Source organism: Gemmatimonadota bacterium, from assembly GCA_016704275.1.
Taxonomy (GTDB): Bacteria; Gemmatimonadota; Gemmatimonadetes; order Gemmatimonadales; family GWC2-71-9; genus Palsa-1233.
On sequence record JADJAK010000002.1, the window covers coordinates 786143 to 803064 of the forward strand.

General features: G+C 67.0%; 24 protein-coding genes and 1 pseudogene. 4 read left to right on the forward strand and 21 right to left on the reverse strand.

The features are described 5' to 3' along the window. Positions 1-108: 108 nt before the first annotated feature. The gene (locus IPG05_07415) at positions 109-2190 is read right to left on the reverse strand and encodes an AAA family ATPase (protein ID MBK6494918.1); all 2082 of its coding nucleotides are present in this window, start codon (positions 2188-2190) and stop codon (positions 109-111) included. A gap of 738 nt (positions 2191-2928) precedes the next feature. Here IPG05_07415 and IPG05_07420 point away from each other — a divergent pair. Continuing rightward, positions 2929-4022, forward strand: a pseudogene (locus IPG05_07420) (IS3 family transposase). A gap of 36 nt (positions 4023-4058) precedes the next feature. On the opposite strand, the gene IPG05_07425 reads toward IPG05_07420, so the two are convergent. From IPG05_07425 to IPG05_07475, 11 genes are all read right to left on the reverse strand, one after another. Beyond that, a complete protein-coding gene (locus IPG05_07425) occupies positions 4059-4505 on the reverse strand; it encodes a hypothetical protein (GenBank protein ID MBK6494919.1) in 447 nt (148 codons plus the stop codon). Then, a complete protein-coding gene (locus IPG05_07430) occupies positions 4502-4804 on the reverse strand; it encodes a hypothetical protein (protein ID MBK6494920.1) in 303 nt (100 codons plus the stop codon). The genes IPG05_07425 and IPG05_07430 overlap by 4 nt, the downstream gene beginning before the upstream one ends. Before the next feature lie 137 nt (positions 4805-4941). Next, positions 4942-5460, reverse strand: coding sequence for a DUF4440 domain-containing protein (locus tag IPG05_07435; GenBank protein MBK6494921.1), 519 nt, complete (start codon positions 5458-5460; stop codon positions 4942-4944). Further along, positions 5460-5729 (reverse strand): hypothetical protein, encoded by a 270-nt coding sequence (locus IPG05_07440; protein MBK6494922.1) that lies wholly within the window; start codon positions 5727-5729, stop codon positions 5460-5462. The genes IPG05_07435 and IPG05_07440 overlap by 1 nt, the downstream gene beginning before the upstream one ends. An 80-nt stretch (positions 5730-5809) precedes the next feature. Then, positions 5810-6316, reverse strand: a complete 507-nt coding sequence (locus IPG05_07445) for a hypothetical protein (protein MBK6494923.1) — start codon at positions 6314-6316, stop codon at positions 5810-5812. Between the two features lie 96 nt (positions 6317-6412). Next, positions 6413-6997 (reverse strand): hypothetical protein, encoded by a 585-nt coding sequence (locus tag IPG05_07450; GenBank protein MBK6494924.1) that lies wholly within the window; start codon positions 6995-6997, stop codon positions 6413-6415. Between the two features lie 140 nt (positions 6998-7137). Beyond that, the gene (locus IPG05_07455; GenBank protein ID MBK6494925.1) at positions 7138-7344 is read right to left on the reverse strand and encodes a hypothetical protein; all 207 of its coding nucleotides are present in this window, start codon (positions 7342-7344) and stop codon (positions 7138-7140) included. 22 nt (positions 7345-7366) lie between these two features. Continuing rightward, on the reverse strand, positions 7367-7843 hold the full coding sequence (locus IPG05_07460; GenBank protein ID MBK6494926.1) for a VOC family protein: 477 nt from the start codon (positions 7841-7843) through the stop codon (positions 7367-7369). 14 nt (positions 7844-7857) lie between these two features. Beyond that, positions 7858-8160 (reverse strand): hypothetical protein, encoded by a 303-nt coding sequence (locus IPG05_07465; protein ID MBK6494927.1) that lies wholly within the window; start codon positions 8158-8160, stop codon positions 7858-7860. After that, positions 8144-9328, reverse strand: coding sequence for a GNAT family N-acetyltransferase (locus IPG05_07470; GenBank protein ID MBK6494928.1), 1185 nt, complete (start codon positions 9326-9328; stop codon positions 8144-8146). Before IPG05_07470 ends, IPG05_07465 begins: the two co-directional genes overlap by 17 nt. Continuing rightward, a complete protein-coding gene (locus IPG05_07475; protein MBK6494929.1) occupies positions 9292-9549 on the reverse strand; it encodes a hypothetical protein in 258 nt (85 codons plus the stop codon). Before IPG05_07475 ends, IPG05_07470 begins: the two co-directional genes overlap by 37 nt. 641 nt (positions 9550-10190) lie before the next feature. Here IPG05_07475 and IPG05_07480 point away from each other — a divergent pair. Then, on the forward strand, positions 10191-10406 hold the full coding sequence (locus IPG05_07480) for a hypothetical protein (protein MBK6494930.1): 216 nt from the start codon (positions 10191-10193) through the stop codon (positions 10404-10406). 75 nt (positions 10407-10481) lie between these two features. On the opposite strand, the gene IPG05_07485 is transcribed toward IPG05_07480, so the two are convergent. Together IPG05_07485 and IPG05_07490 are read right to left on the reverse strand one after the other, a co-directional pair. After that, positions 10482-10856, reverse strand: a complete 375-nt coding sequence (locus IPG05_07485; protein MBK6494931.1) for a DUF1428 domain-containing protein — start codon at positions 10854-10856, stop codon at positions 10482-10484. A gap of 89 nt (positions 10857-10945) precedes the next feature. Beyond that, positions 10946-11311, reverse strand: a complete 366-nt coding sequence (locus IPG05_07490) for a VOC family protein (protein ID MBK6494932.1) — start codon at positions 11309-11311, stop codon at positions 10946-10948. A 130-nt stretch (positions 11312-11441) separates the two neighbouring features. Between IPG05_07490 and IPG05_07495 the strand changes: the two genes are divergently transcribed. Beyond that, positions 11442-11741, forward strand: a complete 300-nt coding sequence (locus IPG05_07495) for a helix-turn-helix domain-containing protein (protein ID MBK6494933.1) — start codon at positions 11442-11444, stop codon at positions 11739-11741. 10 nt (positions 11742-11751) lie between these two features. Here IPG05_07495 and IPG05_07500 read toward each other — a convergent pair whose 3' ends face one another. The 5 genes from IPG05_07500 to IPG05_07520 all read right to left on the reverse strand — a co-directional run bounded on the left by IPG05_07500 (position 11752) and on the right by IPG05_07520 (position 14834). Beyond that, positions 11752-12480 carry an AAA family ATPase gene (locus tag IPG05_07500; GenBank protein ID MBK6494934.1) on the reverse strand — a complete coding sequence of 243 codons (729 nt, stop codon included), beginning with the start codon at positions 12478-12480 and terminating at the stop codon, positions 11752-11754. 26 nt (positions 12481-12506) lie between these two features. After that, complete coding sequence (locus IPG05_07505) at positions 12507-13289, reverse strand: ATP-binding cassette domain-containing protein (protein MBK6494935.1); 783 nt, start codon at positions 13287-13289, stop codon at positions 12507-12509. Next, positions 13286-13612 (reverse strand): hypothetical protein, encoded by a 327-nt coding sequence (locus tag IPG05_07510; GenBank protein ID MBK6494936.1) that lies wholly within the window; start codon positions 13610-13612, stop codon positions 13286-13288. The genes IPG05_07505 and IPG05_07510 overlap by 4 nt, the downstream gene beginning before the upstream one ends. A 3-nt stretch (positions 13613-13615) precedes the next feature. Beyond that, positions 13616-14035, reverse strand: coding sequence for a VOC family protein (locus tag IPG05_07515; GenBank protein ID MBK6494937.1), 420 nt, complete (start codon positions 14033-14035; stop codon positions 13616-13618). Between the two features lie 193 nt (positions 14036-14228). Beyond that, positions 14229-14834 carry a hypothetical protein gene (locus tag IPG05_07520; GenBank protein MBK6494938.1) on the reverse strand — a complete coding sequence of 202 codons (606 nt, stop codon included), beginning with the start codon at positions 14832-14834 and terminating at the stop codon, positions 14229-14231. Between the two features lie 147 nt (positions 14835-14981). Here IPG05_07520 and IPG05_07525 point away from each other — a divergent pair, with 147 nt between their 5' ends. Then, a complete protein-coding gene (locus IPG05_07525) occupies positions 14982-15851 on the forward strand; it encodes a TetR/AcrR family transcriptional regulator C-terminal domain-containing protein (GenBank protein MBK6494939.1) in 870 nt (289 codons plus the stop codon). A 124-nt stretch (positions 15852-15975) separates the two neighbouring features. On the opposite strand, the gene IPG05_07530 is transcribed toward IPG05_07525, so the two are convergent. After that, positions 15976-16383: an SRPBCC family protein gene (locus tag IPG05_07530; protein MBK6494940.1), complete on the reverse strand. Its 408-nt coding sequence runs from the start codon at positions 16381-16383 to the stop codon at positions 15976-15978. Positions 16384-16490: 107 nt separating this feature from the next. After that, positions 16491-16922: MOSC domain-containing protein (locus tag IPG05_07535; GenBank protein MBK6494941.1), on the reverse strand; the 432-nt coding region annotated here is incomplete at its 5' end.

A 16922-nucleotide genomic window follows, 5' to 3' on the forward strand; every position in this document is an offset into this window, starting at 1 on the left:
GATGGCCTCGGTTTCATGCGTGAAGTATCAACACCCTGACAAACGGGTCGCTAGCGCGCTGATGACCTCGGCACCTCCACAGCCGCACGGCCCACGACCCCGATGTCGTCAGCTTGGGGACACTGGCGCTGCAAGTTTGCTGCTTCCACGCGCTAGGATGTCCTCGCACACCTGGGCGAGGGCTGGCGAGCGAGCACCGTTGTTCCAGGCGTCCTCGTAAACGGCAGCCAACAGTAGCCCGTTCTTTCCCGACACGCCGTGCAGACCAAGTGCATCTCGCACACGCTCCGAGGACTTCCTCCACAGTTCTAGGCCCATGTCTTCCTGCACTGTCCTGGATAGCGTTGTCGGCCACATCGTCAGCCGGAAGCTTCTAACGACTTGCTCAGAAAGTGGGTCAGCCTCGGGCAGTTCAGCAAGGCGCATCAAGCATTTGTTGTCACGCTCGTTCCGGCGCTTGTTCTCGCGGGACTTCTCGTCATCATCCGCATGGGGGCCATCTCCATCGAACACAACGTAGGCGGGGATCTCTAGTTCGTTGCAGATGGCCAATGGGCGGCTCAGGTTGGTCTTGCCCAGCGCCAGTACGAAGTGCCCCCCTAGACGGCGAAACTCGTCCCATCGGTCACTGAGGCGTAGCTGCGCCGCAATTAGAGCCACGTCCTCCTCTCCTTCCACCAGCACAGGTAGTCCGCAGAATAGAAGCTCCCGCTGCGACGGCTGAAGAATTTGCTCAATAGCGGCCAAGAGTGCCGATGGCTCCTCTGGCCTGGTCCCAAGAGCGTCGGCCAGCGAGTCCGCCACCTTCCGCATTGACACCTGCGTGCACGTGGTCTCATCGACGAGGATTGCCGACTTACGCAATACGCGGACACTCTCGAAATGCCGACCCGATGCGAAAAAGGGACTGTGCGTCGCGACGATGACTTGAGCGTTTCCTTCCGCCAGTTCTTGCAGCGTCGAGGCGAGATGACGAGCCTGCGGTGGATGTTGGTACAGCTCCGGCTCCTCGAATCCAAGCAGGAGGGCAGGTGCGGCTTTCGGTTCACCGGTAGACAGCTCCTGTAAGAGTGCCACGATGAATGAACGCTGAAGACCATGCCCGAGTCTCGACACCTCACCAACGAAGCCACCCTCGCCGATTGAGGCCCTTGCTGATGGGCCGGTCAGTGCTACCGCCTTCTCGGGATCGGCCTGCCACTCAATATTGAGTCGAGCATCAGGATGAGCCCACCGCTTCAGACGTGCTTCCAGGGCCAGGGAGACGTCACGCAGCGCCGACTGCTGCGCTGTGACGATCTTAGCATACTCTACCTCGGTTGCTGCCTTGAGAGTCTCAAGCGGTCCATCAAAGTCAACTGTCGCCCGGATCGTCCGCTGCAGAAGCTCGCCTAGAGCAGTGTTCTTTGCCTCTGATTGTTCTGACACCGCTTCCTTGACAGCAGGAACGAAGACCCACTGCAAGTACTTGCGCAGCCGATTCTCTCCTTTACTCCAGCCGTAGAATTGATCCTCGCTATCAACCAAGCTGCACAGTGCAGCGTTCGCCTCCTCAAAAGACCGCAGTGCCTCCTCCATCGCATCTCGTGTCGCCGCAGCAGCCAGCCCGACGTGCACCTTGCGAAGGTCCGCGTAGATAACCTTTAGGTCGGACACCTTCTCCCCTGCTTCCTTGCTCCGGAACCACGGGGCAAACTCGCGCATAACAAGTCGCGCGCCGAACTGTTTGACATCCGCCCGTCGACTTCCTTCATCCCAGTGGGCGACGGCCTTGATTATCAGTCGGTCCTGTCGAAAGTAGGCCTTGAAATCCTCACGCTCGTCTGAGGTCAAATCGGCAAAGGTTGCGGTAATCTCAACCGGTCTTGACGTGTCACGGAGCGTGAAGTCCTCTTCTGCTAACGCAACAACAGGCGTCGGGGTGCCGGCGGCATGGCGGAACAGAACGTTCAGGGCAGCGAGAACCGTCGACTTGCCTGCTCCGTTTGCACCGACGAGGCAAGTGTAGCTGTCGAAATCGACCTGGACATCTCGGCACGAACGAAAATTCTGAATGCGAAGCGACTTCAAGCGCATGCGACTCTCCTTGGAAGGAATGTGCGCCCCGTCACTGCGCACCCGCCCCGCGACAATGCCCATCTGCAACGTCACTTCCGATTTGCCTGGCCGGAGGCCCTCTTCGAGTGTCATGAAGTACCGAGCAACAGGCTTCTCACAATCAGCAACTTCCACGTGGGGACAGCCACGACCCCGCTCGTCATTACTACCCAGCACCTCACCGCTAGGCGGGGGCACCGCCCACTAAGGCCCCGACGCTGTTGAGTCCGTGAGTGTCCACGACTTCTCCCCCCCACTCCACATTACGATGCCAATGGGCCGTACACTTTCAGTCCGATCAAACGCGCTGACTCGCGCACCGCCTGTGCCACCACCTTGGTTCCTGGCGGGCGAGTGCCACCAGGGCGCCGGCATTCCTCTATCGCCTATGGAGCGCCACGCCCTGCTCGCGACCGCATTGCGTGCGGCCGTCCCAACGGGTGTTGTTCTTCCGCAAGAAAGACAAACGAGCGGAAGAGCAACTTGCTGAAGTATGAGACGTAGAGGTAGTAGAAGTGGATCAGAAAGAGCACGGATAGCCCATACAGACCGGCGGCGACCCACAGCCACGTGGCGGTGCTCGGACCTGTCCGGGGCACCGAGGCATGAGCAAACATCCAAAGGACGACGAACTGGAATGACAGGAAGAAGGCGGTGGCCAGATTGCGTGAGAACAGGTATAGGGTCTCCCACCGCTTCACAACCAGAGCCAGACTTGGTGCGCGCTGGGACACGTAACAATAGGTCATCCAATAGTTGTTAGACTCCGCGCGTAGGCTTACCCTCAGCGGATACACAGTAAGTTAGACTTTCTCGCCCGAAGGAGGGGATATGAGGAAGTCGAAGTTCTCCGAGGCCCAGATCGTTGCCGTGTTGCAGGAAGCCGAGGCCGGGATGCCGGTGGCCGAGCTGCTGCGGAAGCATGGTATCAGCCGCCCGACCTATTTCGCCTGGAAGTCGAAGTACGGCGGGACCTCGGTGCCGGAGCTGCGCCGTCTGAAGGAGCTCGAGCAGGAGAACGCCCGGCTGAAGCGGATGTACGCGGAGCTGGCCCTCGAGAACGCCGCGATCAAGGATGTGCTCAACCGAAAACTGTAGGGCCGTCCGCGCGACGGGTCGTCGCGGCGATGCTGGTGCAGGAGCACACCCTGTCGGTCGTGCGGGCCTGTCGGATCGCTGGATGCTCGCGGACGGCGTGGTATCGCCCAGCCCAGGATCGCTCGGCCGCCGACACGCCGATCATCGACGCGCTCACGGCGCTCGTCACCGCGCAGAGCAAATGGGGCTTCTGGCTCTGCTTCGACACGCTGCGCGCCCAAGGCCACGGCTGGAACTGGAAGCGCGTACATCGCGTGTACTGCGCGCTCCGGCTGAATCTGCCGCGCCGGGGGAAGAAGCGGGTGCTGACGCGGCCGCGCTTGGCGCTGGAGGCCCCGGCGGTGCTGAACCGGACCTGGGCGCTCGACTTCATGGGCGACACGCTCTACGACGGACGCTGCTACCGCACGCTGAATGTGCTGGACGAAGGCAATCGGGAGGCGCTGGCCATCGAGATCAGCACGTCACTGCCGAGCGTGCGCGTGGTGCAGGTGCTGGAACAGCTGGTGGCGATGCACGGCGCGCCGAAGATGCTGCGGTGCGACAACGGGCCGGAGTTTATCGCGCAGGCCCTCGTGCGGTGGTGTGAGCAGCATGGCGTCGTGCTCCATCACATCCAGCCGGGCAAGCCGAACCAGAACGCTTTCATCGAACGCTTCAACAAGACGTACCGCCACGAAGTCCTCGATGCCTGGGTCTTCACGTCGCTGGCGGAGGTGCGGCAGGTGACCGAGGACTGGCTGGAGCTCTACAACACCGCGCGGCCCCATCGCAGTCTCGGCCGAGTGCCGCCGCGGACCTTTTTGCCGAGATCGGAAGCGGCCTGAGAGTCTAGCTTGGGACTGTATCCTTGACGGGTAAGCCTACGACGGCGTTTCCGCCAAGCGGGCGCGGATCAATGCGGCGGCCGACACCGTCAAGATGATCCAGAGCACCGGACCAGTGTAGAGGCTGAAATCGCTGGCGGCCTCATCATGCAGGAATCGCCACCCCCAGAAGAGCACGTACCCTACGGTAGCCCCGGAACACCAGCGGCGCACCGATGCCGACCCGCTGAGTGTCCCGATCGCCCACAGCCCGAGGGCGGCAAAGAAGGGGAAGGTCAGTTGCACGACCATGGCAGTCTTTACACCCTGACGCCCCATTGCCCACATGACAATATTCACTGCCAAGCCGAACACCAGCCATCCCCAAAGCACCCGAAGCCCCGCAGGCCGAGTCTTGTAGCCAATCAGCCCGAGCAGCAATGCCAGGATAGAAACTCCAACAGCCGCCAGGGACACGTTGTGCATCAGAGCGCGGGCGGTCACGCCGCGCTAAATGGGCTAGAAGCGTCACAATCTGGAGGACACGGAAAGGCGTATTCCGCGATCACGCCATCGGTCATGTCCTTGCCGTCCTTGTCGACCGCGAGATAGACGAGCGTTGCCACGCCCTCGGCCGTCGACGCCATGTAGGCCCGGCGCCCTGCTGCCCCCGGCTGGGAGAGGATCTCCCGGATGATTGCGGCGTCAATATTCCAGCCGTTGACCATGGTGGGGGCAGTCTTGCGAGCTTGCTGGACCATGGCGATGGCATCAGCAAGGGAAATCCGATGGCGGTCGGACATTACGGTGGCTCCTGGCGGTCGTATGAGGGGGCGCTGGCGGTGTAGATCGGAAGGACGAGGGAAGATGGGGTAGGAGTTTCAGTGGGGCCACTAGGAAAAACACTAGTGGGGCCAAACCGCCCTTCCAGGTCGGCGCGTTAGCGGATATTGGCGGGTGGAGCCGGCGGAGATGATGGACGCCCTGTCGGCCGACTGCCGTTGTCCATATCCGAGGCGATGAGCCAGCGCCCCGCGCTGTTGCGGCGCAGCGTCAGCGTGAACTTCCCCTGATCGGCCGGATCATCGCCGTAGCCGTAGGCCCCGATGATGTAGCCGACGGAATCGGCAGTGGCATACGCCAGCGGACGCAGCCTCAACAAGCCGCCGCCCTGTCCGCGGTAGACGGCGGCCAGCGCGGCGTGGCTGCGGGCCGGCGGGCGCCCCGGCTGCATCACGAAGCCGTCGCTGGTGAAGAGCGCGACCAGGGCCGAGACATCTCCCGCCCGCCAGGCGCGCTCGTAGTCGCGCAGCACGCGGTCGAGCTCGCTCGGCAGCGCGATGGTTGGCAGCACCTCGGGCGCGCCACGAAGCGGCGCCACCTCCTGCGCACAAACCGGTGCGGCGGCGAGGCAGGCCGTGAAGGCAACAAGGATGCTTGGGCGCCTGACCGAGCTCATCACCCCACTCCCATCTTCCTTTCATGCCGCTCCGTCAGACTCCCCGCCACCACGATCATCCCCGCCACGAACGTCAGCGTCCCGCCGAGCTCGTCGCGCGACTCGGTCGCGATCCCCACCAGCCCCATCAGCAGGACCCCGCCACCCATCAGCGCAGTGCCTCGCCACGCCCTCCGCGCACCGTACGCCCGGGCCGCACTGCCCAGCACGAACAGCGACGACACGACCATGAAGCCTGCGAGCAGATGGCGGATCTCCGAGTGCGTCACGAGATGCTCCAGAGGGAGGGTCCCTTCCAAGCTACCACGAGGCTGCGACGGGCGTGGCACCAACCCCCGCCCGGGTAACCCTACTCAGGCCGTGGGGTGGCCCCAGCCGAGTCAGACCAGGCCGACGCACGCGACCGATCGAGGTCCGCGAAGTCCACTCGACTCTCCTCGAGCAGATGCTGCGCCTCCTGGTCGGTCAGCGCCGGGACCGCCGGCCCCTTGAGCCACGGGAAGAACATCCCGACGGCCAGAACCGCCCCGATCGCCACGCACGCGGCATTGTATGCGAGTACGCCGTGCGGGGCGATCAACACCAACCCGCCCAGGTACGCGGCCGGTGCCAGCAGTCCTGCCACCACACTCCGGCGCCCCGCCACGTCCGCATCGGCCCGCAGGCGGTAGCGCAGCGCGACCAGCGCCGCGGTGTAGCCGAGCGTCATCAGGGCGTACAGGGTCACGAGGCCGAGCAGGCCGACACTGATCCGGTCGGCGAGGCTGGCGAGGCCATACATGATCGCGGTGGCCAGGATGAACGCGGGGAGGAAGCGCGTCAGGACGCCGCGAAGAATCGTTCGGAGGGAGATCATGGTGCCTCGGTGCTGGCGGGAGCGCGACCCAGATGAAGGTACCACCGGAATCCGACCGGCGTGGCGGCACCCCCTGCCACTCCCCCGGGTCTGACCCTACTTCTTCGGCGGCGGGCTCATGGCACGCAGCTGCGCGTTCGTCGCGTTCATCTGCGCGAGATACTCGGCCATCGGCTTCAACCCAACCCTCGCCCGGCGCACGTCCAGACTCTCCGGCGCTTCCACCGGCGGCGTGACCGCGTTCCCCTGCTTGTCAAAGTCGGGCTGCGTGGCGTAGAGCTGGGGGCGTCCATCGGCCCGCCGTACCCGATCCTCGAGGTAGGCCAGGTTCGCCGGGGGCGCGTCCTGCCCGGCAACGGCGGCGCGGAGGGCCGTGAGGAATCGGCGTTGCGCGGCGGACACCGAATCGGCATGCTGAGCGATCAGAAAGGCGGCCTGAGTCCCATCCGAATCGGCGACGGCAATGCCAGGCCACCCGCGGGCGGAGACCACCGAGTCGAGCCACTGCGCGTTCGCGACGAGGGTCGCCTGCATCGTGCGGTGATAGCTGCTGTCCTCCCAGTGCGCGGCGAGCGCCTGCATGTCCGCTTGATCCTTGGCGGCACGCTCGATCAGCGCCGCCCGCAATGCCGGATCCGGCACCGGAGGCGCCGGCGGACGCGGTGCTGCACAAGCCAGCACGAAAGACACCATCACGACCGATCCAGCCCGGCGCATGCACCGCATATTCTCTCCTCACGAGTGTGGACCCGCATTGTCACGGTACGTAGACAACGCGGACCTCGAAAGGGTTGGGAATTCCACCCGGTGGCGGCAACGTCTCACCCATCAGTTCTGGGATACTTCCCGACCACGCCCACGCCCAGGAACAGCAGCCCCGCCACCCCCGCCACCAGGATGAAAGGCGGCGGCACATCCTCGACGCCCGAGGCCCCGATGCTCGTGAGTCGCCACGCGACGCCGAAGCATCCTGCCGCCACCATCAACGCAATCAACCGCACCGCTGGCGTAGCACACGCCCACTTCATGGATCACCTCCATGCGAGTGCATCATGCCGGCAAGTCGACCGGATTCTCCCGCGACACCTGCTGGCGGAGCTGCTCCGCGAGTCCGAGCAGGATCCCTTCGGGCCCGCGGATGTAGCAGAGCCGGTAGATCCCTTCGTAGTCGACCACCTCGTCGACCACCGTCGCGCCGAGGGGGCGGAGGCGCTCGAGGGTGTCGGCGAGGTCCGTCACGGTGAACATCACTCGCAGGTAGCCGAGCGAGTTCACCGGCGCGGTGCGGTGATCGGAGGCGACCCTGGGAGCGTCGAAGCGCGTGAGCTCGAGGCGGCTGTGGCCGTCGGGCGTCCGCATCATCGCGATCTCGACGCGCTGCCCGCGCACGCCGGTCACGCGGCCGGCCCACTCGCCGTCGATCGGCATGCGCCCCTCGAGCGTGAGGCCAAGCTCGATGAAGAAGGCGATCGCGGCGTCGAGGTCGGCGACGACGATGCCGACATTGTCCATGCGGGAGACGGTCATCAGAGGCTCGGGGGTTAGATCGGGGTCGGCACCGGCGTCGGAGTGTCCATCCGCGAGCGCTTCGGTTGGCGGGTCAGGATCCGCTCCGTGAAGTCCTGCCGCTCCGCCAACTCGGCGAGCTGCACCTGCACCGAATCGAGGGCATCGAGCAGCTGCGTCTCCAGCCCCGGGGACTGCAGCGGCAACGGTGTTGCCTCCGCCTTGGCGCGGAGGCGCTGCGCATAGATGTGCCCGCGCATCCAGAGGGCGCCCAGAATGAACGAGCCGACGGGAAGGGCGAGAAGGAAGTAGTAGAACTCTTCACTGATCGGGATCATCGGGGGCTCCAGGGGCAAGGCCCATCAAGGGGATATCCGAAGGTACATCGGGGGAGCGGCGACTGTACCGCAGCGCATCCCGCAGCTCATCCGAAATGTTGGGCCGCACCGCGTAGCGGACCAGCCGCTCGTCCAGCGTGAAGCCCGCCTTCTCGAGGACGCGCGCCGAGGCGTGGTTGTCGACGTCGCAGGTGGCCCAGAGGCGGTGGGTCGCCGGCAGCGACAACGCCCAATCCGCCACCGCCACGCAGGCCGCCGTCGCCAGGCCGCGGCCCCACTGCTGCCGATGGACCAGGAAGCCGATCTCGGCGGCATCGCCCTCCATCCTGCACGAGATCCCGCCGATGGCGCGGTCACTCTCCCGCTCGGCGATCACCCAGTAGAACTCCTCACCGCGCTCCCACCGTTCGGCCCGCGCATCGATCGTGTGGAAGATGCGGTCGAGCGTCGCCCCGACGGGCCAGTCGGCATAGCGCGCGACCTCGGGGTCGTTGGCATACTCGAGGATCGCCTCGGCGTCGGACGGCCGCGGCCGGCGCAAACGCAACTCGGCGAGCTCGAAGCGTTCGGGCGGCCCGCGCCGCATCTCCCACACCATCGTGTCGCGCGGCTCGCCCTGTGGCGTCAGTCCGTCGTTGCGCAGCACCTCGCGCAGCGTGAAGCCGAGCCGCTCGGGGACCCGCGCGCTCGCGGTGTTGAGCGGATTGCAGCGAACCTCGACCACCTCGGTGCCCGGATCGGTGAACGCGATCGCCGTCAGCGTGCGCGTCACCTCGGTGGCCAGGCCGCGGCGGGTGTGCTCCTGATCGATCCAATAGCCGATCTCGATGACGCCTGGCGCCTGCCGCAGATGGAGGCCGGTGCCACCGAGCACGCGCTGCTCATCGGGGGTGAAGATCGCGTAGATCCACTCGGTCCCCGCGTGAAAGTTCTCCGCAAACCGCGTCAGCTTTGCAGTGACCACCTCGAGCGGCGACGGCTCCTCCATCGCCCACGGCATCCAAGCGCGCAGGTGCTCGAGGTTCGCGTCGACGGTCGCCTTGAGGAGCGGCGCATCCTCGGGCCGCCAGCAGCGGAGCAGCAGGCGGTCGGTGGCGATGCGTTCGGGGAAGGAGGTCAACTCAAGTGCGTTCAGCTCGCTGGGGAGGTGCGCCGGAATGCGGCCCACGATCCGGTCGACTTCCGGAGGAGGGTTTCGTGATGTCCCGTCACGATGAAGTCGGTCAACGTCCCGACGACCTCATAGCCCAGCCGGCGGTAAAGGCGCTCCGCGTCGGGGTTGAACGAGGAGACGCAGAGAAAGACGTTGGGAGCGCGGCGATGCGCCGCTCGGCCCATGCGAGCAGAGGAAGCTGCCACCAGCACTGCCGGCGCGGGCGACGCAGACAAGCGTCTGAGATCCCGCCCCGCACCATCCCATGCAGGTCGAGCACCGGGAAGCCAGCCACCTCGTCGCCGCCCGCACCGGACGTGCACCGCGAGCCGGATCGGTGAGCCCTCGCACCCCGGCTTCGACGGTGCGCCCAAGCGTGCGCCATGGCTCCATGGCGGCCATCAGCTCCGCGCACTCGCGGCCCCCCGGCGCCGCGCCCGCAGCGGGGCGGACGTCGGCGTCGGTGCAGGTCACCGGCACATCATCCCCGCCCAACCGCTGCATCGCCGCCGCTTCGCCTCAGCAGACCGGGCGTGCGCCCCCCCGGTCAATCGCCGCAGCCGGCGGCGCTGATCAGCCGCCGCGCCGGGGGGGGCCGAGGCCCAGGTCACCCAGGGATCGCGGCGCCGCGCACCTGTTCGTTGGGGGGTCGCAGCCCGAGTCCAGCAGGGATGCAACGCATCCGACGGGTGCCCTGCGAGAAGATGAAGAACTCCCCGCCCCCGCGGCAGCGCGAGGCACAGCGAAAAGGCGCCGCGCAGGCCGTCGCCACGCACCAACCGATACGGGACCGGCCGCTATTGAAGCCCAGGCTACCCGACAGCCGATGCCGACGCAGAGAATCGGCAGCCCGCCGCTGCCGATGAACCCGAGGACGGTGAACGGACCCCTGGCGGCCCCAAGCAGGACGCTCCTGCACGAAGGAGCCGCGGCCGCCGAATCGGCACCGGCCACGGCCCACGCCACGCGGGAGGACGGCCACCAACGGCACCGGATCGTAGCCGTCCCTGGCATGCCACCGGTGGGGAACACGACGGTCCGCCGCGCAGCCTGGGAGACGTGGCTCTTCGCCGCCCCCGCCGAGCCAGCCTGAGAGGAGGACGCCCCGCCCCAGCGGCTGCACCACAGGGCCCGCCAATCGGGTCCGATCGGCGATCCGTGGGCCCGATCAGATGTCGACCAGCACCTCGAACCCGCCGAAGCTGAACCGCTTGAACTCGAAGGGCATCGGCTTGTCCTTCATCTGCTCCGGACTCATGGCGGGGTCGCTCATGACCTTGGCGTTGACCTCGTCACGATGCTGCCGTGAGTTGTAGACGATGAACGCGAAGATGAGCCGTTCATCCGCCGCGAGTCCGGTGAGTGTCGGGAACGGCAACGTCTCCATCTCTCCCATCTGCGGATAGAGGTCGTCGCCGACGCATTCCTTGTAATCGAGCGCGCCGTGCTTCATCCAGACGTCCCGGCCCTGTTCGGCCATCGCGCGATAGGCGTCGAGCTTGTCGGCAGGGACCACGATCAGAAAGCCGTCCACGTATCTCATGTCGCATTCTCCTTTGGGGGCTGTGCGAGCCGTTTCCATCCAAGCTACCACCACATTCTGCCTCGCGGGCCGCCACCCGCGTCGCGCCCTCAGCCGGTCGAGAGCACGAACTGGTTTCCTTCGCTGTCCTTGAAGATCGCCGACGTGCCCCACGGCTCGACCTTGGGCTCCTTCACGAACTCGACGCCGGCGGCCTTGAGCTCGTGGTACGTCGCGACCACATCGTCGCACTGGAAGGACATGTTCATGAAGCCGCCGATCCACCCCTCCTGGCCGGGTGCCGTGAACAGCACCACGCCGGTCTGCGCGCGCGGGATGCTCAACTCGATCCATCGCTGCCCGGGACCCATCGGCGAGTCGGTGGCGATCCGGAACCCCATCTTCTCGGTATAGAAGGCGAGGGCGCGGTCCTGGTCGTGGACGGGAATGCTGACGAACTTCACCTGCTTGATCATGCGAGGCTCCGGGGCGAAAGGGTCGACGATGCGATGCCGTGCGGCGGAAACCATCGCCTGCGGGGAATTGGCGCGCAAGGCGCGTAATCGTTACTATGGCATTCCTTGCCATAGCCTCCGGAGCGACCTTATGGTGATGACGCTCGACCCCTATATCATCGACACCTTGATGGCCGACCTGGTCAGCCACGATCGTCAGCCGTCGGCCTTCCTCGTCTACCTGACCCTCACGCGGTGGGCCCATAGCCCGCATCGCCCGCAGATCGCGATGGCGCTGCAGGACATCGCCGAGTCGACGGGGTTGTCGAAGCGCACGGTGCAGTCGGCGATCGCCCATCTCGTCTACCGCCGCCTCCTGGCCGTCGACCGCGCGTCGCCCACGTCGGTCCCCATCTACACCGTGCTGCGTCCGTGGCGGCGGGGGGCGTAGTCCGCCCTCGCTACCCCTCCTCCTCCTCGCGCAACAAGTGCTGCCAGTAGCGCTCGGGATGCTCCAGCAGTCCCTTGGTGATCTGATAGTGTGACGTCTCCTCGAGCGTCGTGGGGCTGATCGTCCCGTCGTCGAAGGAGAGCAGCGCGGCACCCGGGTAGGTCATCAGGATGGTCGAGTGCGTCGCGATCACGAACTGCGTCGCCCCACCCTGCGCCAGTCTCGCCATCTGCACCAGCAACGCCAGCTGCCGCTGCGGGGAGAGCGCCGCCTCGGGTTCGTCCATCAGGATCAGGCCCGGGGTCATCCACGACGAGAGCACCGACAGGAACGCCTCGCCGTGCGACCGCGTGTGCAGCGAGCGGCCGCCATAGCGCGCGAAGGGATCGCCCAGAAACTCGGGGTCCGCCTTCCGCTCCTCGAGCAGCGTCGCAAAGTGCGCCTGAAATTCCGCCCGAAAGAAGTAGGCATGCCGCGGCTTGGTCGCGAAGGACGCGCGGAGGAACGGCGCCAACTCGCTGCGACCCTGGGGCGTCCGCAAGTCGGCGAGCTCGTTGCGACCGCCGCCACCGGCCGGGAGCCCGCAGAGTTCCGCCAGCGCTTCGACCACCGTCGACTTCCCCGAGCCATTCTCGCCGATCAGGATGGTGACGGGAGCGTCGAACTGCAGGTCGAGGCTCCGGACAAACGGCAACGTTCCCGGAAACAGATCCGGTCGAAGCTCGGCGTCTGGGCGCAGGTAGGCGCGTCGGAGAAAGAGACCGCTCACTCGGCGGCCCCGACCCGCTCTGTCTCCGATGGACGCAAGGGCGGCACCATCGCTTCAAGCTCCGCCAGCAAATCACTCGCACGCCCCTCACCCAGATAGTCCTTGACCAGGCGCCAATCGGTCAGCGCCTGCTGCGGTGTCCCGAGTTCGTAGGTCGTGCCGTCGGTACACCAGACGACGGCGTCGACGCTCAGCACCAGGTCCGCCACCTCGTGCCCGGTGACGACGACCGCGCAGCCCTGCGCCGTGATCTCGCGCAACGCGGCCGCGATGATCTGGCGATCGACCGGATCGAGATGGCGATAAGGCTCATCGGCCAGCAGGCAGTCCGGCCGCCGCACGAGGATCGTCGCCACTTCGGCGCGACGCCGCTCGCCGGTCGACAGCTCGCCACAGCGCGCATCGAGCAACGCCTCCAGCTGACACGTCTCGACCGCCGATCCATAGCCCGCGAGCCGGAACTGCGCGACCACGGCATCGAGATGCTGCCGCACCGTCCGACGCGGTGAGAGCAGGTCACGGTCCGGCAGGTAGCTGAAGCCATCGCGCGCCAGACGATGCCATCGCTGGCGCAGGGCCGCACGTCCCTTGTACGAGACGACGCCGCCATCCGGCGTGAGCTCCCCTGCGGCGATGCGCAGCAGCGTCGACTTGCCGCACCCGTTCCGACCGATCAGGTAGGTGAGTGTCCCAGCAGTCGCGCGCAGTGTCGCGGCGTTCAAGACGGCCCGCGTTCCGTAGGACTTGCGGATGCTGTCGGCGCGGAGGACCAGCGTCATGGGCGAGTCACCATCGCCACGATGGCCTCGCCGAGCACCGCCGGGACGGCACCGAGCACGCCGGTGGTCGCGGGCGACACGCCGAGGTTGGCGAAGAAGCGATGCTCGTTGAGTCGCCGCGACTCGAGGACCGCGAGCGCGCCGACGGTGACGATCAGCACGAACGCGGCGAGTGGAGTCAATCCGGAGACGGTCGGCGAGCCGCCGCCACCGAGGCCGACGACCAGCAGCATCGCGCGCATCAGGAGCCAGAAGAGCGCGCCCCGCCCGAGCAGCATGCGCGTCAGGTGAGGCGCCGGGAATCGTGAGGCCAGTGCATGCATCGGTCAGGCACCCTCGCCGCGCTCGGCATGACCACGGCCCAACAAGTCCCACCGATTCCCTTCCAGATCGAGGAAGACGACCACCTTCCCGTACGACTCCTCGCGCGGTGCGCCCACGAACGTCACCCCGGCCGCGACCATCCGCTGATACGTCGCGTCGAAGTCGTCGACGCGCAGGAAGAAGCCGACCCGCCCGGCGAACTGCTGGCCAATGGCCGCTTCCTGGTGCGCCCCGTCGGCCCGCGCGAGGAGGATCCCCGTCTCGCCCCCGACCGGACGCACCACCACCCATCGCTTCGGCCGCCCGTCGTTCGTGAGCGAGGGCGTGTCCTCGACCAACTCGAACTGCAGGACGTTGACGAAGAAGTCGATCGCCGGGTCGTAGTCGCGGACCACGAGGGCGACGAGGGCGAGGTGGGACATGGCGGGGCTCGGGTCAGGGGTGGAGGTGAAATGTATCGCGGGGAGGCCACGCAGGTTGTCATCCTGAGCGAAGCCGCAGCGGGCGCAGCCGAGGCCCCTGAGCGGCGCCCTCCCGCGCGCTCGGGGCTCCTGCAGCCTCAGGCTCGCTCCAGGATGACAAGCTCTTGGCAACCGCCGCGCCCAGCGCCGCGTGCTACCGCCGCTTGATGCGCAACGCCCCGAGTAGCATGACCTCGTTCCGCACCGAGCTGCGGCCGCCGGCGATCAGCGGCGTGAAGTTGGTGAGGTAGTCGCGCACTTCGAGGCGCACCCCGACTCGGCCAATATCCAGCTCCCCACCGGCCGCGACGTAGCCCCCAAGCGTGGTGGTTTCGTCGACGGCGAGGTGGCGATGGTTGTAGTAGCGCACCCCGGAACCCAGCCCCACCAGCGGCGTGAAGGAGAAGGTCTTGCTGAGCTGTCGGGTCGAGGCGGTGGCCTCGAGACCGAGATCGGCGCTGAAGATGTCAAGCTTGGTCGCGTCGACGGTGGCGAGGTCGCGGCTCCGGGCCCAACCGAAGGTCCCGACGACGGCCAAGGTCGGCGCGAGGGTCCGCGACAGTTGGGCCGCGAGGACCGGCGCCCGCTTGAGGGCATCACGCTGCGCGCCAGTCGGGACGAGCGAGCCGTTGGCGAGCCGGAACTGCCAGCGCGGGACGGGCGCCTGCGCGCGGGCGGGGGTAGCGGCGGCGCTCAGGAGGAGGGCGCCCAGCAGGGCGCGGCGGGCGGCAGGCGACGAACGCAGGGGGGACGCGGTCATGGGTCGATCCTCGGGTCGGGCGTGGTGCCGGGCGGGGGCGAGCGGCGCTCGCATTCCGGGCCGACGGTTATTAGTATACGTCGTATACTATTGCTGTGTATGTTATAAACAGTTTAGGGTTTGTCAACCCCTATGGCGGCGGGAGCTATGGCACGGAAGGCAGCGGCGAGCGGGAGCCGCCGGAAGCAGAGCAGCGGCGCGACGCCCGGCATCGGTCGGGAGCTGACGCACGACGCGTTGATGCAGGCCGCGAGCGCTCCCGACCCGGAGTTGCAGCGGCGCAGCGAGTTGCTGTGGGAGGCGCGCTCGGTCCCCGGCCGAGGGCCGAAGCCATCGATCACGGCCGACGACGTGGTGCAGGCCGCCATCGACATCGCCGACGCCGATGGGCTCAGCGCCGTGACGATGCAGGCGGTGGCGCAGCAGCTCGGCGTCACCGCGATGGCGCTGTACCGCTACTTCCCGAGCAAGGACGCGCTCATCGACGCGCTGGTCGCCGCGGGGATGGGACAGCCGCCGGCGCCGAACGGACCGCAGGTCGGGTGGCGCGCCGAGGTGGCGGCGTGGGCGCACGCCAAGCGGGAGATGCTCTGCAGTCGACCCTGGCTGGCGGAGCTGCCATTCGTCGCGGCGCCGCATGGCCCGAACTGGATGGCTTGGCTGGAAGCGGTCGCCCGGCCGCTGTCACGCACGGCGCTGACGCCGGCGGATGTCGGGCAGATGATCAGCGTGATCGACGGCTACACGCGCGGCGCGGCGGATACCTCGATCTCGCTGGCGCGCGCCCGGGCACGCGGCATCTCCGAGCGGCAGTGGGGGGCGGCAGTTGGTGCGGACCTGGGCCGTGCCATCGGCGACCCGCGCTTCCCGGCCTTCGCCGCGATCCTCACCGCGCCGCCCGAAGAGCACGGGCGGACCATGGAGGAGTCATTTGATTTCGGGTTGCAGCGGGTGCTCGATGGCATCGAGAAATACGTGAGGCAGGTGACGCGGCAGGCAGAACGGCTGTCATCCTGAGCGGAGCCCGCGCAGCGGGCGCAGTCGAAGGACCTCTCTCCCTGCGCACCGGAAAGAGGTCCTTCGACTACGCAGCCCTACGGGCTGCTCCGCTCAGGATGACAATCGTGGGGCGACCTCCCCCTCACTGCCCCTGCTCGACATGCCGCTTGAAGTTGTCGAGGATCGCCTGCCACCCCGCCCGCTGCATCTCCTCCGGGTGCGTGGTCTCGGCGTCGAAGGTCTCGCGAACGATGACGCCATCGGCCGCCGTCTCGAACTCGACCTGCATGGTGCGGTCGCCGAACGCCGACTCGATCAGCTTGTGCGGCTCCACCTTCGTGTACGTCCCCGCGAAGTCGAAGCCCACGCTGCCGTCCTTGGCCTCCATCCGCGACGAAAACTCGCCGCCAGCGCGGAGGTCGACCGTGGCGGTGGTGGTGTGCCAGTCGTCGGAGGCGGCGTTCCACTGGACGATGTCGGCGGGGGTGGTCCAGGCGCGCCAGACGGCGTCGATGGGGGCGTGGACGACGGTTTCGACGGTGATCTTCATGCGGGGCCTCGGGTCAGGGGGTTGGAGAGTTGCGGGAAATTTAGCGCGGGGCGCGGCGTGCGGGGCTCAGGGGGGCTGAGCTTGGTCGAGGGGAAGCCGTCAACCGTTCACCGCCGCGCATCGACATGCGCGGCTGAAAACGCCGCATCCTCCCATTCCACCGCATCACCCACCCTGACGACGCCCCCCTCCTCCAGCTGCGCGAAGACGCCGCCGCGCCAGCGCGGGGTGAGCGCCGCCTGCAGGCCGAGCGACGCCTCGTCCATCCGCTCGCACGGCGTGAGTTCGCCGCCGATGATCAGTCGGCAACTGCCGATGCGCAGGACCTTGCCGCGCGTGTCGTAGAGGTCGAGGCCGGAGACGAGGATGTTGGCGCGGCGCATCGCGGGATCGACCGCGGCGCCGAGCTCGCTCGTCGCGGCATCCCACGCCTCGCGGGAGAGGATGGTGACCTGGCGGCGTTTGCTGCGCCCCACGCTCCCGGCCATTCCCTGATTCGGCACCAGCGTGGCTTCGGCCTGCGGGTCCATCGGCCCGCG